Genomic DNA, 25,103 nt, shown 5'->3' with positions numbered 1-25,103 from the left:
CGCCCGCTCACGCGGGCTGGGTTCAGGCCCGAGCTGGGAAGAGCACTGCGTGCATGTAAGAAACGTTAGGCATCGCGGGTTGCCGCCACCAGCGGTTTCGGGTTACGCGAGCATTTCGGTATCACACAGTGAGCGAGTCGTTACGCAATGGAGTATTAGCGACGACGAATGAGACGATGGTCCAGGAAAGCGCCTGCTCAGGACGGCTCTCCTAGGCGAGAGTACGCCGGATCCGGGGTCATTCCGGCTGCGGTTGATCCCCAGCCCGGTCCGTGAAGGCCCCCTTCCCTCGGCTCAGCCGAGGAAACTCGACCTTCATACCTTGCCGACTACATGAAGGACCTCTTCCTTGCGCCAAGCGCAAGGAAGGGGTCCTTCATGTACCTCAGGCCGGGCAAGAGGGCACCGGTACCGACCGGCCGGGGGTCGTGAGTGGCGATTCGGGTTAGAACCCGAATCGCCACTCACGACCCACCCGGCCGTACTGTCAGGAGAGCTCGCGCAGCGCCATGGCCAGTCCGGCGAGCTTGTCGGTCGCGTCGGACAGCTGCTCCTTGGACGACGTCATGCCGTCCGAGCTCGCGGCGACGGTGTGCCCGGCGGCCGCGACGAGACCGCCGTAGCCGTCGAGACCGTCGTCGAGCTGTTCGCGCAGTTGCTTGATGGCGGCGTCGAGGGCGCCCCGTTCGCGCTCGGGCGCGGCGTCCCGTCCGCGCTCGATGGCCTGGATCCGGCCCGCCAGCCCGCGCAGGGCCTGCGCGGCCTCCGCGGCGGTGGTCCGGGCGTCCGCGACGGCGATCTCCGACACCGGCATGGTGCCGAGCGACGTCGGCTGCGAAAGCTGGCGAAGCAGCTCCGTCAGCGAAGCCTCGCTCTCGGCGAGGCGCTCCATCGGCTCACGCGCCACGGACCGAGCCGGAGGCAGCGGAGGCGGAGCGGCGGGCGCGGCGGGCAGCACGGTGCGCTTGAGTTCCCGCAGCCGCAGTCCCGAGCGGACGCCGAAGGTGCCGAAGACGATGGTGAACGCGCCGCCCGCGATGGCCTGGAGGATGTCGGCCTCGCCCGACTTCAGCAGGCCGGTGCCCGCGACGACGGCGAATAGTCCACAAAGGATGGTGAGGAGGATCCAGAACGTCATCGCGCGGGAGGTCCGGCGCTTGCGTCGCTCCAGTTTGGCGGCCGGCTCGTTCCAGCGGGCCCATTTGGCCTTCGCGTCGGCCACGACCGGGATCTGGCCCGCGGCCATCGACGTCAGCTGCTGCGAGATCTTCGGCATGGCGGGCATCGGCGGCATCTGCGGGCGCGGCTTGGGCGGCGCCGGCCGAGCGGGCCGCGAAGACCCCTGCTCGGAGGGCGGGATGTAGCGCTGCAGCTTCTCCTGCGCGCGCTGGGCGTAGTCGGGCAGCTTTTCGATGTGCTTCTCAAGCTTGGCGGTGAACTCCCCGAAGTCCTTGCGCCTGCCCTGGCCCATTGCCCTCGCCCCTGTCGTCAGTGTGAGACCGGTCCCGCACCCCGCGGGGTGCGGGACCGGCTCTAGGTGGTGTGTCAGGCGGGGTTCTTGCCCTGTTCGGCCTGAACCCGAGCCTGGATCTCACGCTGGATGTCCGCGGAGCCCGACGCCTTCGGCGCCGCGGCGGCGGTCTTGCCGTCCGTCACCTGAGCGACGGAGTCGCCCTTCATGGACGCACGGATCTGCTCCAGGCGGGAGTGCCCCGCGAGCTGCGTGGTGGAGGCCTGGACCTCCATCATCCGGCCCTGGACGGAGTTCTGTGCGAGTTCGGCCGAGCCGAGCGCGGTGGTGTAGCGCTTCTCGATCTTGTCGCGAACGTCTTCCAGTGACGGGGTGTTGCCCGGCGCCGCCAGCTCGCTCATCTGGTTCAGCGAAGCGGAGACCTGCTCCTGCATCTTCGCCTGCTCCAGCTGCGAGAGCAGCTTGGTGCGCTCGGCCAGTTTCTGCTGCAACATGGTCGCGTTGCGCTCGACGGCCTTCTTCGCCTGCGCCGCAGCCTGGAGCGACTGGTCGTGCAGGGTCTTCAGGTCCTCGATGCTCTGCTCGGCGGTGACGAGCTGCGCGGCGAAACTCTCCGCGGCGTTCTCGAACTCGGTCGCCTTCTGCTCGTCGCCCTTGGCGCGCGCCTCGTCGGCGAGCACCAATGCCTGGCGGGTCGAGGCCTGGAGCTTCTCGACGTCGCCGAGCTGGCGGTTCAGCTTCATCTCCAGCTGGCGCTGGTTACCGATCACCGAGGCGGCCTGCTGGGTCAGCGACTGGTGATTGCGCTGCGCCTCCTCGATGGCCTGCTGGATCTGTACCTTCGGGTCGGCGTGCTCGTCGATCTTCGACGAGAACGCCGCCATCATGTACTTCCAGAACTTCACGAACGGGTTGGCCATCTCCTCCGCCTGCCTTCTCGCATCCCACGGGCTGTTACCTCGAGGTGGGGCGTCCCCTCTGTGATGTTGCAACGTCCCGACCCCGGCGTTGAGTTCCATCGTGTCAGGTCGGCGTCCCGCGTTCCAGGCGACCCCGACGGAATTCAGGGATCCCCCTGACTGTGATGTCCGCGACCTTTCGGGTTCACCGTCCGGTGACCGTGGGTGAAAACGGCCGGAGTCAGCGGCGCAAAGCGGTCTCCTGTTCCATGCGTGACAACTTTTCGGGGTTCCGTACCGCGTAGAGCCCGGTGATGAGGCCGTCGTCGACGCGCAGCGCGAGGACGGTGTCGACCTCGTCTCCGAGCCGGAGGATCAGCGCGGGATGCCCGTTGACCTGCGCCGTCCGCATCGTCGCCGCGTCGTCGCGGACCGGGCGGCTCGCGGCAAGCAGCGGCGCGACCATGGCCGCGCCCACGACGGGTTCGAGCACCGCCTGCACCACGCCGCCCCCGTCGCCGAGGAAGACGACGTCTGGTGAGAGGACGTCGAGCAGTCCTTGCAGGTCACCTGTCCGGACCGCGCGGTGGAACGCGTCGAGCACGTCGCGGGTCTCACCGGGGGACGCGGCACCTCGCGGTCGCCGCGCGGCGACGTGCGCCCGGGCCCGGTGGGCGATCTGGTGGACCGCGGCCGGGGTCTTGCCGACGGCTTCGGCGATCTCGCCGTAGGCCACGTCGAACACCTCACGCAGCACGAACACCGCGCGTTCGGTCGGCGTGAGGGTCTCCAGCACCAGCAACATCGCCATCGAGACGCTGTCGGCCAGCTCGACGTCTTCGGCCACGTCGGGGGTGGTGAGCAGCGGTTCGGGCAGCCAAGGGCCGACGTAGGACTCCTTGCGGCGGCCGAGCGTGCGCAGCCTGCCGAGCGCCTGCCGGGTGGTGATGCGGACCAGATAGGCCCGCGGGTTCTCCACGGTGCCGAGATCGACGCCCGACCAGCGCAGCCAGGTCTCCTGGAGGACGTCTTCGGCGTCGGCGGCCGAGCCGAGCATCTCGTAGGCGACGGTGAACAGCAGGTTCCGGTGGGCGACGAACGCCTCCGTCGCGGTGTCGGACATGGATGGCTCCTGTTCTCGGCGACGGTGTCTCCACCAGACGCCGCGCCCCCTCGATTTCTGACACGTCGATTGCGTGGCGCACGTCACGTTCCGATGCTGTCAGGGCTGGCGGGCTCCCGGCATCTGGTGGTCGTCCGGTTCAGCCAACGACCACCGATGAGGACGAGATCATGGATTCCCGTTTCGATCTGAACAGCAACGAGCTCGGCGCGAAGATCGGCAAGCGCTTCGCAGGAGTCAGTGTGGCCATCAAGGGGTCGACGCTGCCGAAAGTCACCCAAGAACTGGTGTCGCTGCGGGCCAGCCAGCTCAACGGCTGCGGATTCTGCGTCGACGCCCACGCCAAGGACCTGGCGGCCGCCGGCGAACCCGCGGTCCGCGTCAACCTGGTCGCCGCCTGGCGCGAATCCACGGTGTTCACCGAGGCCGAGCAGGCCGCGCTGGCGCTCGCGGAGGAAGGCAGCCGGATCGTCGACGCGCACCAGGGCGTCTCCGACGAGACCTGGGCCCAGGTGCGGAAGCACTACGACGACGATCAGACCGCCGCGCTGGTCTACCTGGTCGCGATGATCAACGCCGCCAACCGGCTGCTCGTCATCACGCACACCAAGGGCGGCTCGTACCAGGCCGGCACGTTCGACGGCGTCGCGAACTGACGGGAAAGGCCCCAGGCGGACTGCCTGGGGCCTTTCCCGTTCACAACCTTGCTAGGCGGCGACCATCTTCGGTGCGGAGATGGTCGTCCGCAGGGCGGGGCTCATCCGCGGCGGGGGCGAGATCCGCAGATCGGCCAGGTCGTTGCCGATCAGCTCGGACACCAGGCGGCCGCCTTCGAGCTCGCCCGCTTCGGTCTTCTCCCGCTCCGGAACGCGCCGCTTTCCGGCCTCGACCTTCTCGTCCACCGGAGCGACCTCGACGTTGTCCATCGCCGAGACGTCCGCCGCGACCTTGTGCAGGAGTTCGCCCAGCGGAAGTTCCAGGGCCTCGCAAATGGACGCCAGCAGCTCGCTGGACGCCTCCTTCTGCCCACGCTCGACCTCGGACAGGTATCCGAGGCTCACCCTGGCGGCGCGGGAGATGTCCCGCAGCGTTCGACGCTGGTTCGTGCGGGCGTGTCGGAGCCGGTCGCCGATCGCCTCGCGCAACAGCACGGTCATCACGCGCCTCCCTTCCAGGACTGACTACCCCCTACGTTACCCAGAGCGGTGCCCCGGGCGCAGGTGTTGACACGGCAATACGCCAAGGGCGAACGCGGCGATCATGCGAGATGTTCCCCCAGCAGGGCGAACGCGCCCTCGATCGCACCGGCCCTGACCGAGGCTCGATCACCGCTCAAGTCCAGCGTACGGACGGTGAGCACGTCCGGGCCCGCGAGCCCGACATGGACGGTGCCGGGTGCCACACCGTCCTGTCCGTCCGGACCCGCGACGCCGGTGAGGCCGAGGCCCCAGGTGGCGCCGCACCGGTCTTTCGCGCCGACGGCCAGTTGCACCGCGACCTCGGGATGCACGGCGCCATGCGCGGCGAGGAGGCCTTCGTCGACGCCGGCCAGCGTCGCCTTGAGATCGGTCGCGTAGACGATCAGGCCGCCGCGGACGGCGGCGCTCGATCCGGGGATCTCGGTCAGCGTCGCGCACACCAGACCGGCCGTCAGCGACTCCGCCGTCGCCACCGTCTCCCCGCGCTCGATCAGGTGAGTGATCAAGGTCTCAGGTTTCATGCGCCCGCGGCACGCCGTCCCGCCGCGCGCAGCCGCACCGCGCGCACGACGTAGTCGAGCCCGGTCACGACGGTCAGCACGAGCGCGAGGCCCATCAGCACCCAGCGCACCGGCTCGGCCGACGCGGGCAGGGGCAGCAGGTACGCGGTGATGGCCGCGACCTGCGCGAGCGTCTTGGCCTTGCCGCCGCGGCTGGCCGGGATGACACCGTGCCGGATCACCCAGAACCGCAGCAGCGTCACCCCGATCTCGCGGATCGCGATGACGATGGTGACCCACCAGCCCAGTTCGCCGAGCACGCTCAGCCCGATCAGCGCGGCGCCGATCAGCGCCTTGTCCGCGATCGGGTCGGCGATCTTGCCGAAGTCGGTGATCAGCCCGTACTTGCGCGCCACCCAGCCGTCGACCTGGTCGGTGAACGACGCGATCGCGAACAGCGCGGTGGCGATCGCGCGCCAGAAGGTGTCCACCCCGTCGCCGGTGAACAGCGCCAGCACGAACAGCGGCACCAGCACCAGCCGCGACATCGTGAGCAGGTTCGCCAGGTTCAGGGTCGGGACCGGGGTGGCCTCGGGAACCCGGGCGTGTTCACCGCCCGTCCCCTCACCGGCCCCGGCGTCGCTCGGGGCGGCATTCACCGGTCGGCCTCGGGCGGTGCGGGCCGCACGATCAGGTCGACACCTTCGGAGTCGACGACCTCGCAGCGCACGAAGTCACCCACCGCCAGCGCGGGCAGGTCGTCCGTCTCGATCAGGACGCATTCGCCGTCGACCTCGGGGGCCTGGTGCGCGGCGCGGCCGATGGGGTCCTCGCCGTCCTCGGCCTGCTCGATGAGGACGTCGACGAAGTCACCGATCCGGTCTTCGGCCCGCTGCGAGGTCAGTTCTTCGACCAGCGCGGAGATCCGCGCGACCCGCTCGGTCACCACGGACTCGTCGAGTTTGCCGTCGAAGGTCTCGGCCTCGGTGCCGTCCTCGTCCGAGTACCCGAAGACGCCCACCGCGTCCAGCCGCGCGCCGTTCAGGAAGCGCTCCAGCTCGGCGAGGTCCTCCTCGGTCTCGCCGGGGAACCCGACGATGACGTTGGTGCGGATGCCGGCGTTGGGCGAGTACTCACGGATCTGGTCGCACAGCGCGAGGAAGGAGTCCGTGGAGCCGAAGCGGCGCATGCGGCGCAGCACGGTCTCGCTGGAGTGCTGGAAGGAGAGGTCGAAGTAGTCGGCGACGCCCGGCGTGGTCGCGATGGCCTTGACCAGGCCGGGGCGCGTCTCGGCGGGCTGCAGGTACGAGACGCGGACGCGTTCGATCCCGGGCACCGCGGCCAGACGCGGGACCAGCAGTTCCAGCGCGCGGGCGCCGTCACGGCCGAAGTCCTTGCCGTAGGAGGTCGAGTTCTCCGAGACGAGGAAGACCTCCTTGACGCCGTTCTCCGCGAGCCACATCGCCTCGGCGACGATCTCGTCCGGCTGCCGCGACACGAAGGAGCCGCGGAACGACGGGATCGCGCAGAACGAGCAGCGCCGGTCGCAGCCGGACGCGATCTTCAGCGCGGCCACCGGGGAGGTGTCGAGCCGGGTCCGCAGCACCCGCGGGCCCCAGCCGTGCTGCGCGTGCCCCGGCACCTCGACCGACTCGGCGGCGTCCGGGCGCTGGACCGGGCTGATCGGCAGCAGCTTGCGGCGGTCGGAGGGGGTGTGGGACTCGATCTTGCGACCGGCCACGACGTCGTCGAGGCGTTCGGAGAGGTCTGCGTAGTGGTCGAAGCCCAGGACCGCGTCGGCCTCCGGGAGGTTCTCGGCCAGCTCGTTGCCGTAACGCTCGGCCATGCAGCCGACGGCGACGACCTTCTTGCCGGTGTCGGACGCGGCGAGCAGCGTGTCGACCGAGTCCTTCTTGGCGGACTCGACGAAGCCGCAGGTGTTGACGACCACGACGTCGGAGTCCTCGGGCTCGGCGGCGAGCTCCCAGCCGCCCGCCGCCAGCCGTCCGGCGAGTTCCTCGGAATCGACCTCGTTGCGGGCGCAACCGAGGGTCAGCAAGGACACGCGGCGGGTGGCGACAGGATCAGTGGTGGGAGAAGGCACGTGCCTTAGGGTAGCTGGCCTGTTCGCGGGGTCGGCGATCGCTCGCTCGGGCGAGCCCTCGACCGGGGGATGCCTCGCGGATGGCTTAATGGTGGACGTGCCCTCAGACCCTCTCCTACGCCGCCATCCGACCGTCCGCCGGGCGCGGATCGCGGACGTCCGCAAGATCAAGGCGCTGGTCGACTCCGACGCGGGGACGGTGCTGCTGGAGAAGGAACTCGTCACCCTCTACGAGAGCGTCCAGGAGTTCTGGGTGGTCGAAGACGGTGACGACGTGCTCGGCTGCGGCGCGCTCCACGTGCTGTGGGAGGACATCGCCGAACTGCGCACCATCGCCGTCGACAAGGCCTCCCGTGGTCGCGGCATCGGGCACGCGCTGGTGGAGCAGCTGATCGGCCTCGCCCGCGAGATCGGGCTGAAGCGGCTGTTCGTGCTGACCTTCGAGACCCACTTCTTCGCAGGCCACGGCTTCGTCGAGATCGACGGCACTCCGGTGACCCAGGAGGTCTACGAGGAGATGCGGCGTTCGGCCGACCCGGGCGTCGCGGAGTTCCTCGACCTGCCGTACGTGAAGCCCAACACCTTGGGCAACAGCCGGATGCTGCTGGAGTTGTAGCTGTCGCTCGAACCCGCCTTGGCCCTCACGTAGGTACTTAGCCTGGCTTCTTCGCGTGGCGGGCGACCCGCACCCGGTTGCCGCACAGCGACGGCGTGCACCAGACACGCCTCCTGTTGGCCGCCACGAACAGCATCGAACAGTCATATGCGCCGCATCGCCGCAGCTGAGCGGCTCGCGGACCGGACACCAGGTCGATCGCGGCCACCGCGACGGCGGCGAGCGCGATCTCGCCGCCGTCCTCGCCGTGCCAGGACGTCTTCGCTCCCTCGGCGGTCAGCCGCGGGCTGGTGGGAACGGCGGCCGCGGCCGCGTTGACCCGCTCGACCGCCCATGCCTCGGGCGCCCGCGCGGCCACGGTCGCCTCCAGCACCTCACGCACCGCTGACCGCAGCCGTCTCGTCTGCGCGGCCGACGGCGGCCGGGCGCCTTCGGGCAGCAGGGGCGCTTGCCTCGACCAGAACCTCTCGTGGCCGTCGTCGAGCAGATCGACCGACGGCGAGACGGCCAGCATCACGGTGTCGGCGAGGTTCACCGCGAGATCGTCACCGGGGAGCGTGTCGAGATCGAGCATGCCTTGACACTATCAGGTACTAATGGTTCAAGACAGTTCTAACCATTAGGGAGTGTTCATGGCGACCATCCGGCACCGCTCGGTCAAACTCGGCGACGTCGAGGTCTTCTATCGCGAGGCCGGTGCCCCCGACGCACCCGTTTTGCTGCTGCTGCACGGCTTCCCGACGTCGTCGCACCAGTTCGTGCGGCTGATGCGCCGTCTCGCCGGCCGGTGGCGGCTCATCGCGCCGGACCTGCCCGGATTCGGGCAGACGGTCACGCCCGAGGGCTTCACGTTCACCTTCGACCGGCTCGCCGAGGTGGTCGGCGACTTCGTGGACGCGCTGGAACTGCGCGGATACGCGCTCTACGTCTTCGACTTCGGTGCCCCGGTAGGGCTGCGGCTGGCCGTCTCGCGGCCGTCCGAGGTCACGGCGCTGATCACGCAGAACGGCAACGCCTACGTCGAAGGACTCGGCCCGGCGATGCCGGACTTCGCTTCCCTGACGGACGAGACCGAGGCGCGGCGCGGGTTCGCGGAGATCCTCCAGCCGGAACCCATCAAGTGGCAGTACACCGAGGGCGCCCGCGCTCCGGAGACGATCGATCCTTCGAACCACCTGCTGGACCAGTACTTCCTCGACCGCCCCGGCCGCGTGGAGGCGATGCAGGACCTGCTTTGGGACTACCGGAACAACCCGCCCGTGTACCCGAAGTTCCAGGCGTGGCTACGGGAAGCGCAGCCGCCCGTACTCGCCGTCTGGGGCCGCAACGACCTGTTCTTCGTCCCTGCGGGAGCCGAAGCGTTCCGGAATGATGTTCCTTCGACGGAGGTTCACTTCTTCGACACCGGGCACTTCGCGCTGGAGGAGGACGTCGAACCGATCAGCGAGCTGATCGACCGCTTCCTGGCGGCGCACCACTGAAAGGCGGGACATGGACACCTCGGTCACCGACCATCTGCTCAGCACGACGCGAGCGGTCCGCCGCAAGCTCGACCTGGACCGGCCGGTGGAACCCGAGGTGCTCGAAGAGTGCCTGCGGCTCGCGTTGCAGGCACCCACGCCGGGGAACCAGCAGGCGTGGCGATGGCTCGTCGTACGGGATCAGGAAGTGAAGGACCGGCTGTCCGCACTGTTCCGGCGGGTCGGGAAGGCGTACCTGGAGGCGAACGCCGCGGCGCTGGGCGAGGCGATCACGGAACCTTCCGTGGCGCGGGCGTTCGCCTCGGGACAGCACCTGATCGACGTGATCGACCGGGTGCCGGTGTTCGTCATCCCGTGCCTGACCGGCAGGCCGGCCGGTGACAACGCGACCGGCGCCGCGTTCTACGGCGGGATCTTCCCGGCGGTGTGGAACTTCCAGCTGGCGCTGCGCTCACGCGGCCTCGGCTCGACGCTCACGACGTATCACCTGACGCACGAAGCGGAGGCAGCCGAAATCCTCGGCATCCCGGCCGACGTCACGCAGGTCGGTCTGCTGCCGGTCGCCTACACGACGGTGCCGGACTTCAAACCCGCGTCGCGCGTGCCGCTGTCCGAAGTGGCGTACCTCGACGGCTGGGGGAACCCGCTCTGAGCGAGGCCGTGCCCGCTCGGTCGGTCGGTCAAGCCTTGGACACCCGCAGGGTGACCTGGTCGCCCCCCGAACTCACGGCGACCAGGTCCACCCGGCAGGCGGCGAACTCGACGGACTGCCGGCCACCCCGCCCGGTGGAGGCGACTTCCGCCGTCGTCCGCTCACCGCGTCCCGGTTCGGCCAAGGCCAGCTCGATCACGGCCTCCCCTTCCCAGACGCAGACCATGCCCGCGGCGCAGCGGGAATCGGACACCAAACGAGCGAACCGGATGCTGACGTCCTTCGACGCGACCTCGGTCGTGTCACCGGCGTTGAGGACGACGGTCTCCCCCAGCTCAACGGCACCCTTGGCAGGCTGGGGCCGCTGGACCGGCGCGGGCTGGACCATCGTGGGCTGGGTCGCGGCGGGTTGTTCGCGCGCGGCGGAGCTGCCGGCTCCGCAGGCGAGGCCGACCAGGGCGCAGAGGACGACGAGCAGCTTCTTGGGGTCCACGTGCTCTGGACGTTGCGGAGGCTCCGGTCCGTTGCATCGGTTTCAAAAGCCTCGTGAGTTAGAGCCAAGGGTGGCTTAGGTACCTACGTGGTTCCGGCTGCGGTTGGTGCCAGGGCCGGTCCGTGAAGGCCTCCTTGAGGGACTCTGGGTCCCTCAAGGAGGCCTTCACGGACTTCGGTGATCGCCACGTTCGCCCCACCGGCACCAGCATGAAGAACCTCAGGCAGGCAAGAACACCGGTGCCGAGCCGGTCAAGTCTCAGTCGTCGGAGACGTCGCCGCCTCCTCCGTCCCCGCCACCGCGGATCATGAACAGCACCGACTCCAGCTCCTCCGGCTTGATCAGCACGTCCCGCGCCTTCGAGCCCTCCGAAGGGCCGACGACGCCGCGGCTTTCCAGCAGGTCCATCAGCCGTCCGGCCTTGGCGAAGCCGACGCGCAGCTTTCGTTGCAGCATCGACGTCGAGCCGAACTGCGAGGTGACGATCAGCTCGGCGGCCTGCAGCAGGACGTCGAGGTCGTCGCCGATATCGGAGTCGATTTCCTTCTTCTCGCCGGCCTTCGCGGCGGTGACGCCGTCCTGGTAGTCCGGCTGCGCCTGCTCCTTGGCGAAGTTCACCACCGCGGAGATCTCTTCGTCGCCGACGAAGGCGCCCTGGATGCGGACCGGTTTCCCGGCGCCCATCGGCAGGTACAGCGCGTCACCCATACCGATGAGCTTCTCCGCGCCCGGCTGGTCGAGGATGACCCGCGAGTCGGTGAGCGAGGAGGTCGCGAACGCCAGCCGCGACGGCACGTTGGTCTTGATCAGGCCGGTCACGACGTCGACCGACGGGCGCTGGGTCGCCAGCACCAGGTGGATACCGGCGGCACGCGCCTTCTGGGTGATCCGGACGATCGCGTCCTCGACGTCGCGCGGAGCGGTCATCATCAGGTCGGCGAGCTCGTCGACGATCGCCATGATGTACGGGTACGGCTGGTAGACGCGCTCACTGCCGGGCGGCGCGGTGATCTCGCCCGAGCGCACCTTCTTGTTGTAGTCGTCGATGTGCCGGACCTTGTTGACCTGCATGTCCTGATACCGCTGCTCCATCTCCTCCACCAGCCAGGCCAGCGCCGCGGCGGCCTTCTTCGGCTGGGTGATGATGGGCGTGATCAGGTGCGGGATGCCCTCGTACGGGGTCAGCTCGACCATCTTCGGGTCGATCAGGATCATCCGGCATTCGTCCGGCGTCGCCCGCGCGAGCAGCGACACCAGCATCGAGTTCACGAAGCTCGACTTACCGGAACCGGTGGACCCTGCCACCAGCAGGTGCGGCATCTTCGTCAGGTTCGCGGTGACGAAATGGCCCTCGATGTCCTTGCCGAGCCCGATGACCATCGGGTGGTTGTCCTTGACCGTCGACGGCGCGCGCAGCACGTCACCGAGGCGCACCATCTCGCGGTCGGAGTTCGGCACCTCGATGCCGACCGCGGATTTGCCGGGGATCGGCGCCAGCAGCCGGACGTTGTCGGTCGCCACCGCGTAGGCGATGTTCTTGGTCAGCGCGGTGATCTTCTCGACCTTCACGCCAGGGCCGAGTTCGACCTCGTACCGGGTGACCGTCGGGCCCCGCGTGAAGCCGGTGACCTGCGCGTCGACGTTGAACTGCTCCAGCACGCCGGTGATCGCCTCGATCATGGCGTCGTTGGCCTTGCTGCGGGACTTCGGCGCGTCGCCGAGCTTCAGCAGATCCGGCGGCGGGAGCTTGTAGTCGCCTTCGACGGTCCTCGTGACCGCCAGCGGAGCCTCGGCCTTCTTCGGCTTCTTCTCTTCGACGGGCTTGGGGGTGGGCTTCGGCGGTCGCAGTGGCGTCGGCGCTTCGGCCAGCGCGGCCTCGATGTCGAGCTGCTCGCCCTCGTGGTCGGCCGTTGCCTGGCGGCGGCGCGACGGCTTCCGCAAGCGGACCGACTTCGGGTCGGCTTCGGTGACGGCGTCGCGTTCGTCGTGGATGGCCTTGCGCTCGGCCTCGGCCTCTTCGATCTCTTCGGGGTCGAGACCCCAGTTCCGCAGCCGGTGCGGGATCTCCCGGACCGGGGTCCCGGTGAACACGAGCGTGCCGAACAGCAGCGCCAGCACCAGCAGCGGCACGGCGACCCAGGTGGTGACGCCCATGGTCAGCAGGCCACCGGAGAACGCGCCGATCACCCCGCCGGCGTACATCCGGCCGTCGTTGCTCTCGGGCAGCGCGGTGAAGATGTGCAGCAGGCCGAGTACCGACAGGATGACCAGCAGCGTGCCGATCACCATCCGCGGCCGGGCCTCCGGCATCGGTTCCGACCGCATCAGCGCGACGGCGACGACGGTGAGCACCAGCGGGAGCGTCACGGCTCCGGCGCCCAGCAGCGAGCGCGTGCCGACCTCCACCCAGCCACCGATCGGGCCCGCGGCCCGCCACCAGACGCCGAACGCGATCACCAGCGCCAGCGCGATCAGGCCCAGCGCGAGACCGTCCCGACGGTGTTCCGGTTCGAGTTCACGGCCGCGGCCGACCGTCCGTGCCAGGGTGCCGAGACCCTTCGCGAGCAGGTTCCAGGTGCCGCGCACGCCCTTGGCGAACGTGCCGGACGACTTCTTCCGCGGTGCCGGACGCCGTGGAGCGGGCTTCCTCGCAGCCGTTGACCTGGGCTTCGCCGGGGTACGCGGCTTTCGCGCCGGCCCCTTGCTGCCGCCGCTTCGCGCCGTACTCCGTTTCCTGGTCGTCGACCCGCTAGCCATGTCTCCACGGTAGCCGCCTCGCCCCTCCAGCCCCGGCTGCCACTCGGAGCACATCGGAGAACATTCGTCTCAGGTCACAGCTTGAGCGGCCATCCGGGTGAAAAGCGGTTCATGACATGCTCTGCCCCATGTTCGCGCTGCATCAGGATGAAAATTCGGCTCGCCGCGCCCCGGCCATCTGGCGCACGATGCTGAACATCGACCGGGGGCTGGTCAACTTCGTCGGCAAACTCACCGTGACCGGCGGTGTCCCGGCCGAACTGCGCCGCAAGCCCTTGCTCATGACGGCCAACCACATCGGCGTGTTCGACGCGTTCGTGCTGATGGCCGCCTGCAAACGGATCGGCATCAACCCGCGGTTCATGCTGGCGGGCGGCATCCTCGACGCGCCGGTCATCGGCCCCGCGCTGCGGGTCAGCGGCCACCTGCGGGTCGACCGCAAACAGGCTTCGACGGCCATCGGCCAGTTCGCCGAAGCCACCGAAGCGCTGCGCACCACCCGTGACCCGTTGATCGTCTATCCCGAGGGCCGGATCAGTCACGATCCCGGCCTGTGGCCGGAGCGCGGCAAGACCGGCGCGGCGCGGCTCGCGCTGGCAGCCGGGGTGCCGGTGATCCCGATCAGCCAGTGGGGCGCGCACGAAGCCGTGTACTGGGGGACGGAGACCGTCAACGGTCCCGCCGACCTGGTGCCACTCGCCAAGTCCGGGCTGAGCGCGCCCATGCGGCGGCCGCGGTTCAAGGTGCATTTCGGCGAGCCGGTGGACCTGTCCGAGGTCGAGCCGGAACGGCCGGGCGCCGGGGTCCGCGCGCACGCGAAGATCATGCAGGCGATCACCGACGGCCTGGTCCCGCTGCGCCGCGACGAACTCGACAAGCCGCGCTTCCACGACCCGACGCGGCCGACCGACACCGTCAGTCCCTGGAAGAAGTACTGAGTTCCGGATCCTGAGACGGGTGCCCGCGTTCGCCTAGGGTCGGCGGACGTGAGCACCCGCATCCTCGTCGTCTACTACAGCGCGACCGGAAACACCGCGAAACTCGCCACGGCGCTGGCCGACGGTGCCCGCGAGGCCGAAGCCGACGTCCGCGTCCGCACGGTTCCCGAAACCGCCCCGCCCGGTGCGGTGGCGAGCAATCGGCGCTGGCAGGCGTGGGTGGACGCGGGGCCGCACCACGAGACGGCGACGCTGGAAGACCTGGAATGGGCCGACGGTTTCGCGGCCGGGAGCCCGACCCGGTTCGGCGGCCCCGCCGCCCAGCTGAAGTCCTTTTTGGACAGCACCGGTGGCCTGTGGGCCAAGGGAAAGCTGGTGAACAAGGTCGCGACGTCGTTCACCACCGCGTCCACCGCGCACGGCGGGCTCGAATCGACCGTGCTGGCGACCAACAACATCTTCTACCACTGGGGCGCCATCGTCCTGCCGCTCGGCTACACCGATCCGCGACTGCTCGAATCGGGCAATCCGTACGGCGGGTCGTTCGTCTCGCGCAAGTCCGCCGAACCCGACGACCTCGCCCTGGACGCCCTCCGTCTCCAGGGGCGGCGCCTCGCCACCGTTTCGGGTTACATCGCCGACGGTCTTTTCAAGGACGGGTGAAGGGAACCGCGCACCCGTCCGCCGCGTCGTAGTGTGGTCACACAGCGTCACGCTACGGGGAGGAAGCGGGATGACCGGCGGCTACGAGGTGGTCCTGGAATCGATCGGCGCGGCATCAAACGCGGCGAAACGCGCTTCGGATGACGTCGGGAAGGTGAACCTCGCGGCCACGCTCACCGATGTCGCGACGGGTTTGCCGGGTGGCGTATCCGGTGAAGCGGCCCGGCTGCTCGCGGACTCCTGGGGCCGCGCGGTGCCCGGCTGGGCCGAGAACACCGCCGACTACTCCGCACGGCTCGACGCGGCGGCCATCCGCTACCGCGCCAACGAGCTGGCGGCGTCACGGGAACTTCGCGTCTGATGCTCACCTGGGGTGACGTGCGCCGGTGGGATCCGGCCGCGATCGGCCGCGTGGCCGACGCGCTCAACGACGGCTGCACCCGCATGATCGCCGCGAGCGACGACGTCGGAGCGATGGCTCGCTTCACGGGCTGGACCGGCGAGGCGGCCACCTCCGCGTCGATCCGGGGCGAATCGCTGACCTCGACCCTGGAGCGGCTCGTCGCCGAGGCGTCCGCGGTCCGGCGGGGTGCCCACGAGGTGCAGATCGCGCTGGACCGGATCGTCGCGTTCGTGCGGGAGACCGACGAACTGGCGCACCGGAACGGCCTGACCATCGGTCCCGGCGGCGAGATCTCCGTCGGCGTCGCCCGGCCCGACCAGTCTCGCGTGATGGCGGAACTGGCCGACCGGATCGAACAGGGCCTGCGCCGCGCGGCGGACGTCGACGCCGATTTCGCCGCGATCCTGGGCCGCGCCCTTCGTGGCGAGATCACCGAACAGGGTGGCGGCACCCTCGCCCAAGCGGCCGACGCCGGGGCCGCGCAAAGCGGCCTGTCGATCATCGGGCCGCCGGAGAACGGCTCCCCCGGCGACAACAAGGCCTGGTGGGCGAGCCTGTCGGATACGGCGAAGGTCGCGCTGCTGCAAGGAAATCCGGGACTCGTCGGCAATCTCGACGGTATCCCGGCTGCCGACCGCGACGCCGCCAACCGTGCTGTCCTCGCCCGCGAGATCGCACGGCTCCAAGGCGATCCCAAACTCAAGGGCCTGGAAGCCATCGAACGGCGGCTGGCCCAGTCGGAGCCGCAGGCGTTCCTGCTGGGGCTGGACACCAGCGGCGACGGGAAGGCGATCGTTTCCGCGGGGAATCCCGACACCGCGGCGAATGTGGCGACCTACGTGCCGGGGACCGGTTCGGAACTGGCGAAGATCGGCGGCGATCTCAACCGGTCCGACAAGATGTGGGCCGCGGCGACCACCTCGGGTTCACCGTCGACCGCGGTGATCACCTGGCTCGGCTACGACGCGCCGAACGAGATCACCGACGCCGCGAGCGCCAAGTACGCCGACGGCGGCAAGGCGGCCCTCGCCGGATTCCAGGACGGGCTACGGGAAACACACCAAGGACCGCCTTCGCACAACACGGTGCTGGGCCACAGCTACGGCACCACCGTCGTCGGGCACGCGGCGGTCGACGGCGGCCTCGCCGCGGACGAACTCGTCTTCGTGGCGAGCCCCGGCGTCGGCGCGCACGACGTCAGCGAACTGCACCTCGACGGGGTGAACCAGGACGAGATCGGCGAGCACGTGCACGCGACCGTGGCCGAACACGACATGATCAACCTGGCCAACGTCGAGATCGCCGGCTACGACCCGATCCTCGGCCAGGACCCGACCGACACGGACTTCGGCGGGCAGGTGTTCACCTCAGCGCCGGGCACGGACGGGTGGGGCGGGTACAGCACGGAGGCGCACAGCGAATACTGGGAAGACAACAACCCGTCGCTCCGGAACATCGGCCTGATCATCGCGGGAAAGCCCGCCTCGTGAGACTTCCGCTCCTGACCGCTCTTCTCGTGCTCTTGTCCGCTTGTTCCTCCGGAGGTGGAGACACCATGAAACCGACCATCACCGAACACGAGGCGAAAGACAAGGTCGAGCGGTACATCGAGGGCGCGCTTTCCGCGCTGCCCGGCTCGGCGAAACGGAAACCGTTCACCCAGCACAGATCCGAGTGCACCGATCCCACCGACGACGGCCCCCAAGGCCGCTTTGAGATCTCCGCGACCTATGAGGTCACCGGTCTCGAACCGGCACGGTTCGCGGAATACTTCGACGCGATCGTCCAGTGGTGGTCGGCTCATGACTTCGCGGTCCTGACGGATTCGCGGCCGAAGGATCAGTACGTGTTCGTCAGGAACAAGGCGGACGCTTTCGACATGTCCGTGCAGGCGAACGACCTCGGCAAGTTCTACGTCGGGGCGACCTCCCCCTGCGTCTGGCCGAACGGCACACCCGAACCCCAAGCCGTCGAAGCCACCGAACCCGAGCAGCCGGTCGCCGCTCCCCCGGAACCGGAGCCGGTCCGCAAACCGCGCCGCGCTCCCGTCGACGACGAGGACTTCGCCCAGACCAACTGGACCGACGGCGGCGCCTCTTTCTGACCTCCGCTCGCCTGAAGTACATGAAGGCCCCCTTCCTTGCGCTAGGCGCAAGGAAGGGGGCCTTCATGTACTCGGCGAGGTGTGGCGGTCGCGTTCCCTCGGCTGAGCCGAGCGAAGGAGGCCAGCACGCGCGGCCACTGTGACCGCACGCACGGGGCGATCATCGAGTCCGTGAAGGCCTCCTTGCGGGACTCTGGGTCCCTCAAGGAGGCCTTCACGGACAGCCGTCTCACGGCCGGGCCCAACCGCTGGGAAAACGGGTCGCCTCGTCGTCACCCGGCCTCTACCCTCCGGCCGTGACCGCCGAACTCGCCGCCGCCCCCGCCCAGCATGTCGCGCATCGCGGCCGGGGCATCACGCTCATCCTGCTCGCCGCGGTCTTCTTCGGGACGTCGGGCGTGCTGGGCAAACCGGCGATGCAGGCGGGGTTGTCGCCGGAGCAGGTCGCGGCGATCCGCATCGGGCTGTCGGCGATCGTGCTGCTCGGGCTGGTCGCCGTCTTCCGGCCGAAGCTCCTCAAAGTGACGAAGCGCGAGTGGCCGCTGCTGCTGGCGTACGGCTCGCTCGGCGTGGCGGGCGTTCAGCTCATGTACTTCCTCGCGGCAGGCCGGATCCCGGTCGGGATCGCGATTTTGCTCGAGTTCACCTCACCGGTGCTGATCGCGCTGTGGGTGCGGTTCGTGCGGCGGGTGCGGTTGCCGAGGGCGATGTGGGCGGGGATCGCGCTGGCGATGACGGGGCTCGTGCTGGTCGCGCAGGTCTGGGAGGGGCTGAGCCTGGACGTCGTCGGGTTGCTCGCCGGGCTGGGCGCGGCCGTCTGTTCGGCGGGTTACTTCCTGCTCGGGGAACGGGGCGTCGCGGACCGCGATCCGCTCGGCATGGTCACCTGGGGGATGACGATCGGCGCGGTCCTGGTGTGCGCGGTCGCGCCGCCGTGGACGATTCCGTGGGGCGTGCTCGACGCCCCGGCGTCGTTCGGGCCGTGGGAGCCGCCGGTGTGGTCGCTGCTGATCGCGTTGGTGCTGATCGCGACCGTCCTCGCCTACGCGACGGGCATGGCGGCGCTGCGTCATCTCCCGGCGTCGGTGGCGAGCGTCGTGGGGCTGGTGGAGCCGCTGATCGCCGCCACCGCGGCCTGGCTGCTGCTGGGCGAGGCGCTCAGCTGGATCCAAGCCGCGGGCGCGGTCGTGCTGCTGACCGGCGCGTACATCGTCCAGCTGAATTCGAACGTGGTCCAGACGGACTCAACCCTGCTGGAGGCCTCGTAGGTCGCTGATCTCCTGCTGCTGCGAACGCGAAGTCGTCGCGGCGAGGTCGCGGGCGTCGGGGTTGCGGCCGTGCTGGGTTTCGGCTTCGGCGATGCGGACGCCCGCCTCGCGCTGGCGGATCAGGCGGGCGGCGAACTGACGGTCGAAGTCCTTTCCGGACAGTCCGGCCAATGCCGCCATGTCGCCGGGGGCGATGTACCCGTCGCGCTGGATGTGTTCGAGGTTCGGGTCGTCCGGCGCGGGCTGGCCCCACGCCTCGATGAGCCCGGAAAGCCGCGCGATCTCCGGCTCGTGCGTGTCGATGACGCGCTTGGCGAGCGCCTTCAGCTGGTCGTTCCCCGCGCGGGTTTCCGCCAGTGAAGCCAGGTCCACGCCCTGCTGGTGGTGCGCGAGCGCCTGCCGCGCGAACGCGACGTCGGCGTCGTTGAACGGAACGGCGGCCTGTTGTGCCATCGGTGAAGACCCGGGAGGCGCCGTCTGCGACTGGGGTGCCTCGTCCGAGCAGCCCGCGAGCGCGACGGCGGCCATGGCGACGGCGGGCAGGAACCGGAGGACGGCGTGCGACATCGAAGAGCTCCTCGGAACGCGCGGTGGAGGTGCCTAGGTTGGCAGAGTCCACATGGGCCTGTTCACCTGGGGTTGCGCAAACACTTTTCCTCTCGTGCTCGTGGTGCGACAATCCCGCGATCCACCGCCACTCCGACAGGAGGTAACCGCGAATGGGCGCAGAAACCACGACCGAGCGGCCGGGATTGCGCCCGGACCTACGGCAACGCCACGTCCGGATGATCGCGCTCGGCGGCATCATCGGCGCGAGCCTGTTCATCGGCAGCGGCGCGGTCATCCACACCGTCGGCCCGGCGGCCGTCCTCTCCTACGCCATCGGCGGCCTGATCGTCGTGCTGGTGATGCGGATGCTGGGCGAGATGGCGACCGCCGCGCCGTCCCAGGGTTCCTTCATGGAATACGCGCGGACTTCGCTCGGCGGCTGGGCGGGTTTCACCGTCGGCTGGCTGTACTGGTACTTCTGGGTCGGCGTGGTCGCGTTCGAGGCCGTCGCCGGGGCGAAGATCCTGCAAACCTGGATTCCCGTTGTGCCGCAATGGATCTTCTCGCTCGTCCTGATGCTCCTGCTGACCGCGACCAATCTCGCCTCGGCCAGGTCGTTCGGGGAGACGGAGTTCTGGCTCGCGTCGGTCAAGATCGCCACGATCGTGGTGTTCCTCGTGGTGGGCGCCCTGTTCGTGCTCGGCCTCTGGCCCGGCGGTTCGTTGTCGGTCGGCAACATCGCGCAGGACGGCTTCTTCGCCAACGGCGGGTTCTCGGTGGTCCACGGCGTGGTGATCGTGATCTTCTCCTACTTCGGCGCGGAGATCGTCACCATCGCCGCCGCCGAATCGCGGGAGCCCGAAACGGCCGTGCGCAAGGCGACCTCGTCGATCGTCTGGCGGGTCATCGTGTTCTACGTCGGCTCCGTGACACTGCTGGTGATGATCACCGGCTGGCGGGACATCCCGACCACGACGAGCCCGTTCGCCGCCGCGTTCGGCCGGTTCGGCATCCCCGCCGCCGAGACCGTGGTCAGCGCGGTGGTGCTGACGGCCGTCCTGTCGGTGCTGAATTCGGGGCTGTACACCGCTTCCCGCATGTTGTTCGCGTTGCACGGCAACGGCTGGGCGCCGAAGTGGATCGCGGACACGAACCGGCGCGGCGTGCCGTGGAAGGCGATCCTGGTGTCCACTTCGGTCGGGTACGTGGCCGTGGTGATGAATTTCGTGTCACCGGACAAGATCTTCTACTTCATCATCAACTCCGCGGGCGCGGTCGCGCTGTTCGTCTACGCGATCATCGCGGGCTCGCAGCTCCGGATGCGGCGCCGTCTGGAGGCCGAGGCGCCGGAACGGCTGAAGCTGCGCATGTGGGGTTACCCGTGGCTGAGCTGGCTCACGCTGGCCGGGACGCTGTCCGTGGTCGCGTCGATGTTGTTCGTGGACGCGGACACGCGGGCCCAGCTGTACCTGAGCCTGATCAGCCTGGCGGTGATCCTCGGTGTCTACTTCATCCAGCGCCGGCGATCCGGCCGAGAGCACCGTAAAACACCTCTCCGATCTTCGCGGGATCACGGCTGAGGAAGGCCTGGCCGCCGACCGGGACGACGAGCTGCCCGAGTTCGGTCTCGTCGGCGTCCGGGCCGATCCCGAGGGCGATCAACGGTATCGGGCGCTCCCGGTCGTGCAGTTTTCCCAGCTCGGCCAGCAGGTTATCGCGGCCGATGCCGCCGGGGTCGGTGTTGCGGCCGTCGGTCAGCACGATGACCAGGTTCAGTTTCCCCGGCTCCCATTCCTCGCGTGCCAGCTGATAGATGTCGAGGACGCTGTCGTACAGGCCGGTCTGCCCGTCCGGCACGGCGCGGACGGCGCGTAGCCGGTCCACGGCTGCCAGCTGCTGTCCGACCGGCGCCATCGGCAGGATCTCCCGGTAGTCGCGTTCACCGTCCATTTTGGTCGCGAAGGTCAGGAAACGGATCTGTGATGCGGGTTTGAACAGCCGCAGCGCGTTCTCCGCCGCTTCCAGCGTGATCCGCAGCCGGGATTTGCCGGTTCCAGGGACCGGCGCGCTCATCGAACCGGAGACGTCGATCAACACCTGGACCCGGGCGGCCGCGTTCACCCCGGCCCACTGGCGGAGCGCTTCGTCGACATCTGCGGCCGCCGGGATCTCGGCGCTGCGCTGTCCCTGTGCCTCGACACGCTGATCGGTTTCCGCCAACCGCAACGCTTGCCCGCCAGGGGCACGCAGGTCGGACCGTGTGCCGGTCGCGGCACCGTGGAGCAGGGCGCGTTTCAGTTCCGCGACGGCTTTGCCCTGCTGCTGGGTCGCGCCCGCGATCTCGACGAACGGGTAGTCGAGCGCTGGGGCCGCGGCGGAGTACGCGGCCACCAGCGCGGTCTCGCCTTCGGAAAGCGCGGAGTTGTGCCGCAGCACCGCGTTCTCCGCCGCGGGGAACACCGTCGGCGAAGCGCCGGCGGAGAACTTCCGGAGCAAGGCCACGTACGCGGCGGCCGGATCCGAGGCGCCCTTCGTGACATTGCGCAGTGCCAGGAGCGCCGAAACACCGACGGGGTCGCGCACGGGATCCGGCATCCCGGCGACCATTCCGGCGTGGCCGAGTACTTCCGGCCAGGTCAGCGGCTTGCGGGGCCAGCCGAGCTCTTTCGCGACCGGTTCGGCGACCGCGAGCACCACCGGCGAACTGGCCACCGACGGCCCGGAGAGGGGGACACCGTCGGCCCTCCTCAGGAACAGCGTCGAGGACGGGATCCAGGCCTGCGGCCGCGGCGCCGTCCCGGCCGGCTCGTCCGCCACCTGGAGGGAATCCCTGGCCTGGATGTCGAACGCGACGCAGGCGAGTCCGAGGTCGCGGGCGGTCCGGGTGACGGCGGGGGCGATGTCGGGCGACGCGGCGACGACGACCCGCTCGGGCTCGCAACCCGGATCGGAACGCGCCAGGGCCACGGTCACCCAGGCGGCCGCGCCGAGCACGGCCGCCAGTAGCGGGAGCAGTATCCGTCTTCGGGTCCGGGCGGTGGCGTGGCGTCCCATCGACTCTCCCGGCATGGGGCTCGAGGAGCGTCCGAGGGTACGCCGACCCCACCCTTAGGGGAAGGCTGCGACTTTCGGCGTAGGAGAAACCGTACCGAGGCGGGAGGTGGCCGGACACGGGTCGCGGAACACTTGCCCGGTAAGGAAAACACTCGAAATCGGGGGGATCCGTGACGAACCGGCCCACGCGCGCGGAACAGCGCAAAGCACGCAACGCCCTGTTCGGTCAGGCGATCACGGTCGCCTTCGCTCTGCTGATGACGGCGGCCGTGAAGCGGTCTTCATCGGGATGAGCCGCGCCTGGGCGACCGGCGAGTTCGCCCACGCGCGCCAGGGCGACGGCCACGCGTGCGCGGCGTCGGGTCGCTCCACCCGCGCGTCGGTGAAGTCGGCGCCTTGTTCGAACTCGGCGCCGGCGAAGGTGGTCGTGCCGCCGAACAGCGCACCGATGAAGGTCGCGTACCTGGGGAACGACGCGGAGCGGAAGTCGGTGTCTCCGGTGAAGCACGCCCTGTCGAAGGTGATGGAGGGCGAGAACCGGGTCCCACGGAAATCCCCGCGGACGATCAGGCTGTCCTGGAGGTCGGCACGCACCAGGAAGGTGTCCGCGAAGTCGGGCTCGATGAGCACCGCGTCCTGCAGTTCCAGCTCTTCGACCTCCCAGAATTCGAAGGGCTTGGCCTCCCCGGCGGGCCATCTGAAGTGCCGCGTCAGAAGCCTCTGCGCGGCGAGCCGAATTTCGAGCTCTTCCTCGTCTTCGACCGGGTACGCGAAAGGTTTGCGCAGGTAACCGCAGGTCAGCTCGACGACGTCTTCCCTGGCGTCGGGTTCTTCGCGTCCGTAGCGTTCCAGGGCCGCGAAGCATTGGAGGCGCTGTGCGGCATCCTCGCTGTCCATCATCTCGACGGCGCGGTCCCAGCGGTCCCGCCGGAGCCCGGCGGCCAGTTCATCGGGCTTCCGCCACCGGTCGCGGCGGATGCCCTCGATGAACGTCCGCCCGAGGTAGACCGCGCCCACTCCCAAGGCCACCCCGGCCAGCGCGCCGACGACGTGCAATCCGATCATCATGCGGCGATTATGCGCGAGAAGGCCCCTTCACTCGACTGAGTAAAGGGGCCTTCTCACGTGCTCACGGCTAAACGGGGATGACCGTCGGCACGATCATCGGACGGCGCCGGTAGGTGTCGGCGACCCAGCGGCCGACGACGCGGCGCACGGCCTGCGCGATGCGGTGGGTGTCGGTGATGCCCTCGGCCTCGGTCCTGGCGAGTTCCATCTCCACCATCGGGAGCACGGCGTCGAGCGCCTTCGGGTCGTCGGAGAAACCGCGCCCGGACACCGTCGGACGGGTCACCGCGCGGCCGGTGCTGGTGTCGACAGCGACGGTGATGGCGATGAAGCCGCCCTCGCCGAGCACGAGCCTGTCGGACAGCGTCGACTCGCCGACGTCGCCGACCGAGAGGCCGTCGACGTAAACGTGCCCGACCTCGACGCGGCCGGTCCGCGTGGCCTTGCCGTCGACGAGGTCGACCACGACGCCGTCCTCGGCGATGACCACGTTCTCCGGCGCGACACCCGTGCGCACGGCCAGTTCACCGTTGGCGCGCAGGTGCTTCCACTCGCCGTGCACCGGCATGACGTTGCTGGGGCGCACCGCGTTGTACAGGTACAGCAGCTCGCCCGCCGACGCGTGCCCGGACACGTGCACCTTGGCGTTGCCCTGGTGCACGACGTTCGCGCCGAGCCGGGTGAGGCCGTTGACGACGCCGAAGACCGCGGTCTCGTTGCCCGGGATCATCGAGCTGGCCAGCACGACGGTGTCGCCGGCGCGGATCGAGATCTGCCGGTGCTCGCCGCGCGCCATCCGCGACAGCGCCGACAGCGGCTCGCCCTGCGAACCGGTCGACACGAACAGCACCTTGCTCTCGGGCAGGTCGCTGGCCTGGTCGAGGTTGACCAGCAGGCCGTCCGGCACGTTCAGCAGGCCGAGGTCGGCGGCGATCCCCATGTTCCGGACCATCGACCGGCCCACGAAGGCGACCCGGCGACCGTGCCGGGTGGCGGCGTCGAGCACCTGCTGGACGCGGTGCACGTGGCTCGCGAAGCAGGCGACGATGACGCGCTGGTCGACCCTGCGGACGACGTCGTCGAGCACCGGGCCGATGTCGCGTTCCGGCATGACGAACCCGGGCACCTCGGCGTTGGTCGAGTCGACGCAGAACAGGTCCACGCCCTCGTCGCCGAGCCGGGAGAACCCGGCGAGGTCGGTCAGCCTGCCGTCGAGCGGGAGCTGGTCGAGCTTGATGTCACCGGTGTGCAGCACGACCCCCGCCGGCGTGCGGATGGCCACCGCGAGCGCGTCCGGGATCGAGTGGTTGACCGCGAAGAACTCGAGGTCGAACGCGCCGACCTTGCGGCGCTCGCCCTCGCGGACCTCGATCAGGTTCGGCCGCTGACGGTGCTCCTTGGCCTTGGCCGCGAGCAGCGCGTTCGTGAACCGGGAGCCGTAGATCTTCAGATCCGGGAAGAGCCGCAGCAGGAACGGGACGGCACCGATGTGGTCCTCGTGCCCGTGGGTGAGGACGAGGCCGTCGATGTCCTCGAGGCGGTCTTCGATCGCGCGGAAGTCGGGCAGGATCAGGTCGACGCCGGGCTGGTCGTCTTCGGGGAAGAGCACCCCGCAGTCGACGATCAGCAGACGGCCGCCGAACTCGAAGACGGTCATGTTGCGGCCGACTTCGCCGATCCCGCCGAGCGCCACGACGCGCAAGGCGCCTTCGGGCAGCGCCGGCGGCGGGGTGGTCGGTCCGGGTCCGGTTGACAATGAAC

Annotated in this window: 25 protein-coding genes; 11 read left to right on the top strand and 14 right to left on the bottom strand. The window is 69.4% G+C overall.

The genetic code is table 11. The features are described from left to right. Nucleotides 1–487 precede the first annotated feature (487 nt). The 3 genes from DL990_RS22590 to DL990_RS22580 form a co-directional block, all read right to left on the bottom strand. Nucleotides 488–1,471, bottom strand: a complete 984-nt coding sequence (locus DL990_RS22590) for a hypothetical protein (protein WP_125785301.1) — start codon at nt 1,469–1,471, stop codon at nt 488–490. Nucleotides 1,472–1,545: 74 nt separating this feature from the next. Continuing rightward, nucleotides 1,546–2,391, bottom strand: a complete 846-nt coding sequence (locus tag DL990_RS22585; RefSeq protein ID WP_125785300.1) for a PspA/IM30 family protein — start codon at nt 2,389–2,391, stop codon at nt 1,546–1,548. 220 nt (nt 2,392–2,611) lie between these two features. Then, nucleotides 2,612–3,493, bottom strand: coding sequence for an RNA polymerase sigma-70 factor (locus DL990_RS22580; RefSeq protein WP_125785299.1), 882 nt, complete (start codon nt 3,491–3,493; stop codon nt 2,612–2,614). Between the two features lie 170 nt (nt 3,494–3,663). On the opposite strand from DL990_RS22580, the gene DL990_RS22575 reads away from it, so the two are divergent. Next, nucleotides 3,664–4,149 (top strand): carboxymuconolactone decarboxylase family protein, encoded by a 486-nt coding sequence (locus tag DL990_RS22575; RefSeq protein WP_125785298.1) that lies wholly within the window; start codon nt 3,664–3,666, stop codon nt 4,147–4,149. Nucleotides 4,150–4,200: 51 nt separating this feature from the next. On the opposite strand, the gene DL990_RS22570 is transcribed toward DL990_RS22575, so the two are convergent. The 4 genes from DL990_RS22570 to rimO all read right to left on the bottom strand — a co-directional run bounded on the left by DL990_RS22570 (nt 4,201) and on the right by rimO (nt 7,296). After that, complete coding sequence (locus DL990_RS22570; RefSeq protein WP_199746542.1) at nt 4,201–4,650, bottom strand: helix-turn-helix domain-containing protein; 450 nt, start codon at nt 4,648–4,650, stop codon at nt 4,201–4,203. A gap of 101 nt (nt 4,651–4,751) precedes the next feature. Further along, nucleotides 4,752–5,213, bottom strand: coding sequence for a CinA family protein (locus DL990_RS22565; protein ID WP_125785296.1), 462 nt, complete (start codon nt 5,211–5,213; stop codon nt 4,752–4,754). Next, nucleotides 5,210–5,851 (bottom strand): CDP-diacylglycerol--glycerol-3-phosphate 3-phosphatidyltransferase, encoded by a 642-nt coding sequence (gene pgsA / locus DL990_RS22560; protein ID WP_125785295.1) that lies wholly within the window; start codon nt 5,849–5,851, stop codon nt 5,210–5,212. Before pgsA ends, DL990_RS22565 begins: the two co-directional genes overlap by 4 nt. Next, complete coding sequence (gene rimO, locus DL990_RS22555) at nt 5,848–7,296, bottom strand: 30S ribosomal protein S12 methylthiotransferase RimO (RefSeq protein ID WP_125785294.1); 1,449 nt, start codon at nt 7,294–7,296, stop codon at nt 5,848–5,850. Before rimO ends, pgsA begins: the two co-directional genes overlap by 4 nt. Before the next feature lie 88 nt (nt 7,297–7,384). Between rimO and DL990_RS22550 the strand changes: the two genes are divergently transcribed. Further along, nucleotides 7,385–7,912 carry an amino-acid N-acetyltransferase gene (locus DL990_RS22550; protein ID WP_199746541.1) on the top strand — a complete coding sequence of 176 codons (528 nt, stop codon included), beginning with the start codon at nt 7,385–7,387 and terminating at the stop codon, nt 7,910–7,912. A 37-nt stretch (nt 7,913–7,949) separates the two neighbouring features. Here DL990_RS22550 and DL990_RS22545 read toward each other — a convergent pair whose 3' ends face one another. Beyond that, the gene (locus DL990_RS22545; RefSeq protein WP_125799823.1) at nt 7,950–8,486 is read right to left on the bottom strand and encodes an ABATE domain-containing protein; all 537 of its coding nucleotides are present in this window, start codon (nt 8,484–8,486) and stop codon (nt 7,950–7,952) included. A gap of 58 nt (nt 8,487–8,544) precedes the next feature. On the opposite strand from DL990_RS22545, the gene DL990_RS22540 reads away from it, so the two are divergent. Together DL990_RS22540 and DL990_RS22535 are read left to right on the top strand one after the other, a co-directional pair. Continuing rightward, nucleotides 8,545–9,393 (top strand): alpha/beta fold hydrolase, encoded by an 849-nt coding sequence (locus tag DL990_RS22540; RefSeq protein WP_125799822.1) that lies wholly within the window; start codon nt 8,545–8,547, stop codon nt 9,391–9,393. A gap of 10 nt (nt 9,394–9,403) precedes the next feature. Then, complete coding sequence (locus DL990_RS22535; RefSeq protein ID WP_125799821.1) at nt 9,404–10,045, top strand: nitroreductase family protein; 642 nt, start codon at nt 9,404–9,406, stop codon at nt 10,043–10,045. A gap of 28 nt (nt 10,046–10,073) precedes the next feature. On the opposite strand, the gene DL990_RS22530 is transcribed toward DL990_RS22535, so the two are convergent. Beyond that, nucleotides 10,074–10,538: a hypothetical protein gene (locus DL990_RS22530; RefSeq protein WP_125785289.1), complete on the bottom strand. Its 465-nt coding sequence runs from the start codon at nt 10,536–10,538 to the stop codon at nt 10,074–10,076. Between the two features lie 258 nt (nt 10,539–10,796). Then, the gene (locus DL990_RS22525; RefSeq protein WP_233620542.1) at nt 10,797–13,124 is read right to left on the bottom strand and encodes a DNA translocase FtsK; all 2,328 of its coding nucleotides are present in this window, start codon (nt 13,122–13,124) and stop codon (nt 10,797–10,799) included. 299 nt (nt 13,125–13,423) lie between these two features. On the opposite strand from DL990_RS22525, the gene DL990_RS22520 reads away from it, so the two are divergent. The 6 genes from DL990_RS22520 (at nt 13,424) to DL990_RS22495 (ending at nt 18,671) form a co-directional block, all read left to right on the top strand. Continuing rightward, a complete protein-coding gene (locus tag DL990_RS22520) occupies nt 13,424–14,233 on the top strand; it encodes a 1-acyl-sn-glycerol-3-phosphate acyltransferase (protein ID WP_199746540.1) in 810 nt (269 codons plus the stop codon). Between the two features lie 48 nt (nt 14,234–14,281). Continuing rightward, complete coding sequence (gene wrbA / locus DL990_RS22515; RefSeq protein ID WP_125799818.1) at nt 14,282–14,896, top strand: NAD(P)H:quinone oxidoreductase; 615 nt, start codon at nt 14,282–14,284, stop codon at nt 14,894–14,896. 70 nt (nt 14,897–14,966) lie between these two features. Further along, entirely contained in the window at nt 14,967–15,257 is a 291-nt protein-coding gene (locus tag DL990_RS22510) for a hypothetical protein (RefSeq protein WP_125799817.1), read from the top strand. After that, nucleotides 15,257–16,789, top strand: a complete 1,533-nt coding sequence (locus DL990_RS22505) for an alpha/beta hydrolase (RefSeq protein ID WP_125799816.1) — start codon at nt 15,257–15,259, stop codon at nt 16,787–16,789. Before DL990_RS22510 ends, DL990_RS22505 begins: the two co-directional genes overlap by 1 nt. A gap of 65 nt (nt 16,790–16,854) precedes the next feature. After that, nucleotides 16,855–17,403 (top strand): hypothetical protein, encoded by a 549-nt coding sequence (locus tag DL990_RS22500; protein ID WP_125799815.1) that lies wholly within the window; start codon nt 16,855–16,857, stop codon nt 17,401–17,403. Nucleotides 17,404–17,699: 296 nt separating this feature from the next. Continuing rightward, the gene (locus DL990_RS22495) at nt 17,700–18,671 is read left to right on the top strand and encodes a DMT family transporter (RefSeq protein ID WP_125785283.1); all 972 of its coding nucleotides are present in this window, start codon (nt 17,700–17,702) and stop codon (nt 18,669–18,671) included. Here the strand turns inward: DL990_RS22495 and DL990_RS22490 are convergent. After that, entirely contained in the window at nt 18,648–19,238 is a 591-nt protein-coding gene (locus tag DL990_RS22490; protein WP_125799814.1) for a DUF305 domain-containing protein, read from the bottom strand. The two genes, DL990_RS22495 and DL990_RS22490, sit on opposite strands and share 24 nt — an antisense overlap. Nucleotides 19,239–19,390: 152 nt before the next feature. Between DL990_RS22490 and DL990_RS22485 the strand changes: the two genes are divergently transcribed. Beyond that, nucleotides 19,391–20,800, top strand: a complete 1,410-nt coding sequence (locus DL990_RS22485) for an amino acid permease (RefSeq protein ID WP_125799813.1) — start codon at nt 19,391–19,393, stop codon at nt 20,798–20,800. On the opposite strand, the gene DL990_RS22480 is transcribed toward DL990_RS22485, so the two are convergent. From DL990_RS22480 to DL990_RS22470, 3 genes are all read right to left on the bottom strand, one after another. Next, nucleotides 20,730–22,274 (bottom strand): VWA domain-containing protein, encoded by a 1,545-nt coding sequence (locus DL990_RS22480; RefSeq protein WP_125799812.1) that lies wholly within the window; start codon nt 22,272–22,274, stop codon nt 20,730–20,732. The two genes, DL990_RS22485 and DL990_RS22480, sit on opposite strands and share 71 nt — an antisense overlap. Nucleotides 22,275–22,508: 234 nt before the next feature. Then, the gene (locus tag DL990_RS22475; protein WP_125799811.1) at nt 22,509–23,342 is read right to left on the bottom strand and encodes a pentapeptide repeat-containing protein; all 834 of its coding nucleotides are present in this window, start codon (nt 23,340–23,342) and stop codon (nt 22,509–22,511) included. Nucleotides 23,343–23,409: 67 nt separating this feature from the next. Next, nucleotides 23,410–25,098: a ribonuclease J gene (locus DL990_RS22470; RefSeq protein WP_370306685.1), complete on the bottom strand. Its 1,689-nt coding sequence runs from the start codon at nt 25,096–25,098 to the stop codon at nt 23,410–23,412. Nucleotides 25,099–25,103: the final 5 nt, after the last annotated feature.

Origin of the sequence: Amycolatopsis sp. WAC 01416 (genome assembly GCF_003947485.1) — a bacterium.
GTDB lineage: Bacteria > Actinomycetota > Actinomycetes > Mycobacteriales > Pseudonocardiaceae > Amycolatopsis.
The sequence above is the reverse complement of the archived record's forward strand: the minus strand, read 5'-3'. Positions and strand labels throughout refer to the sequence as shown.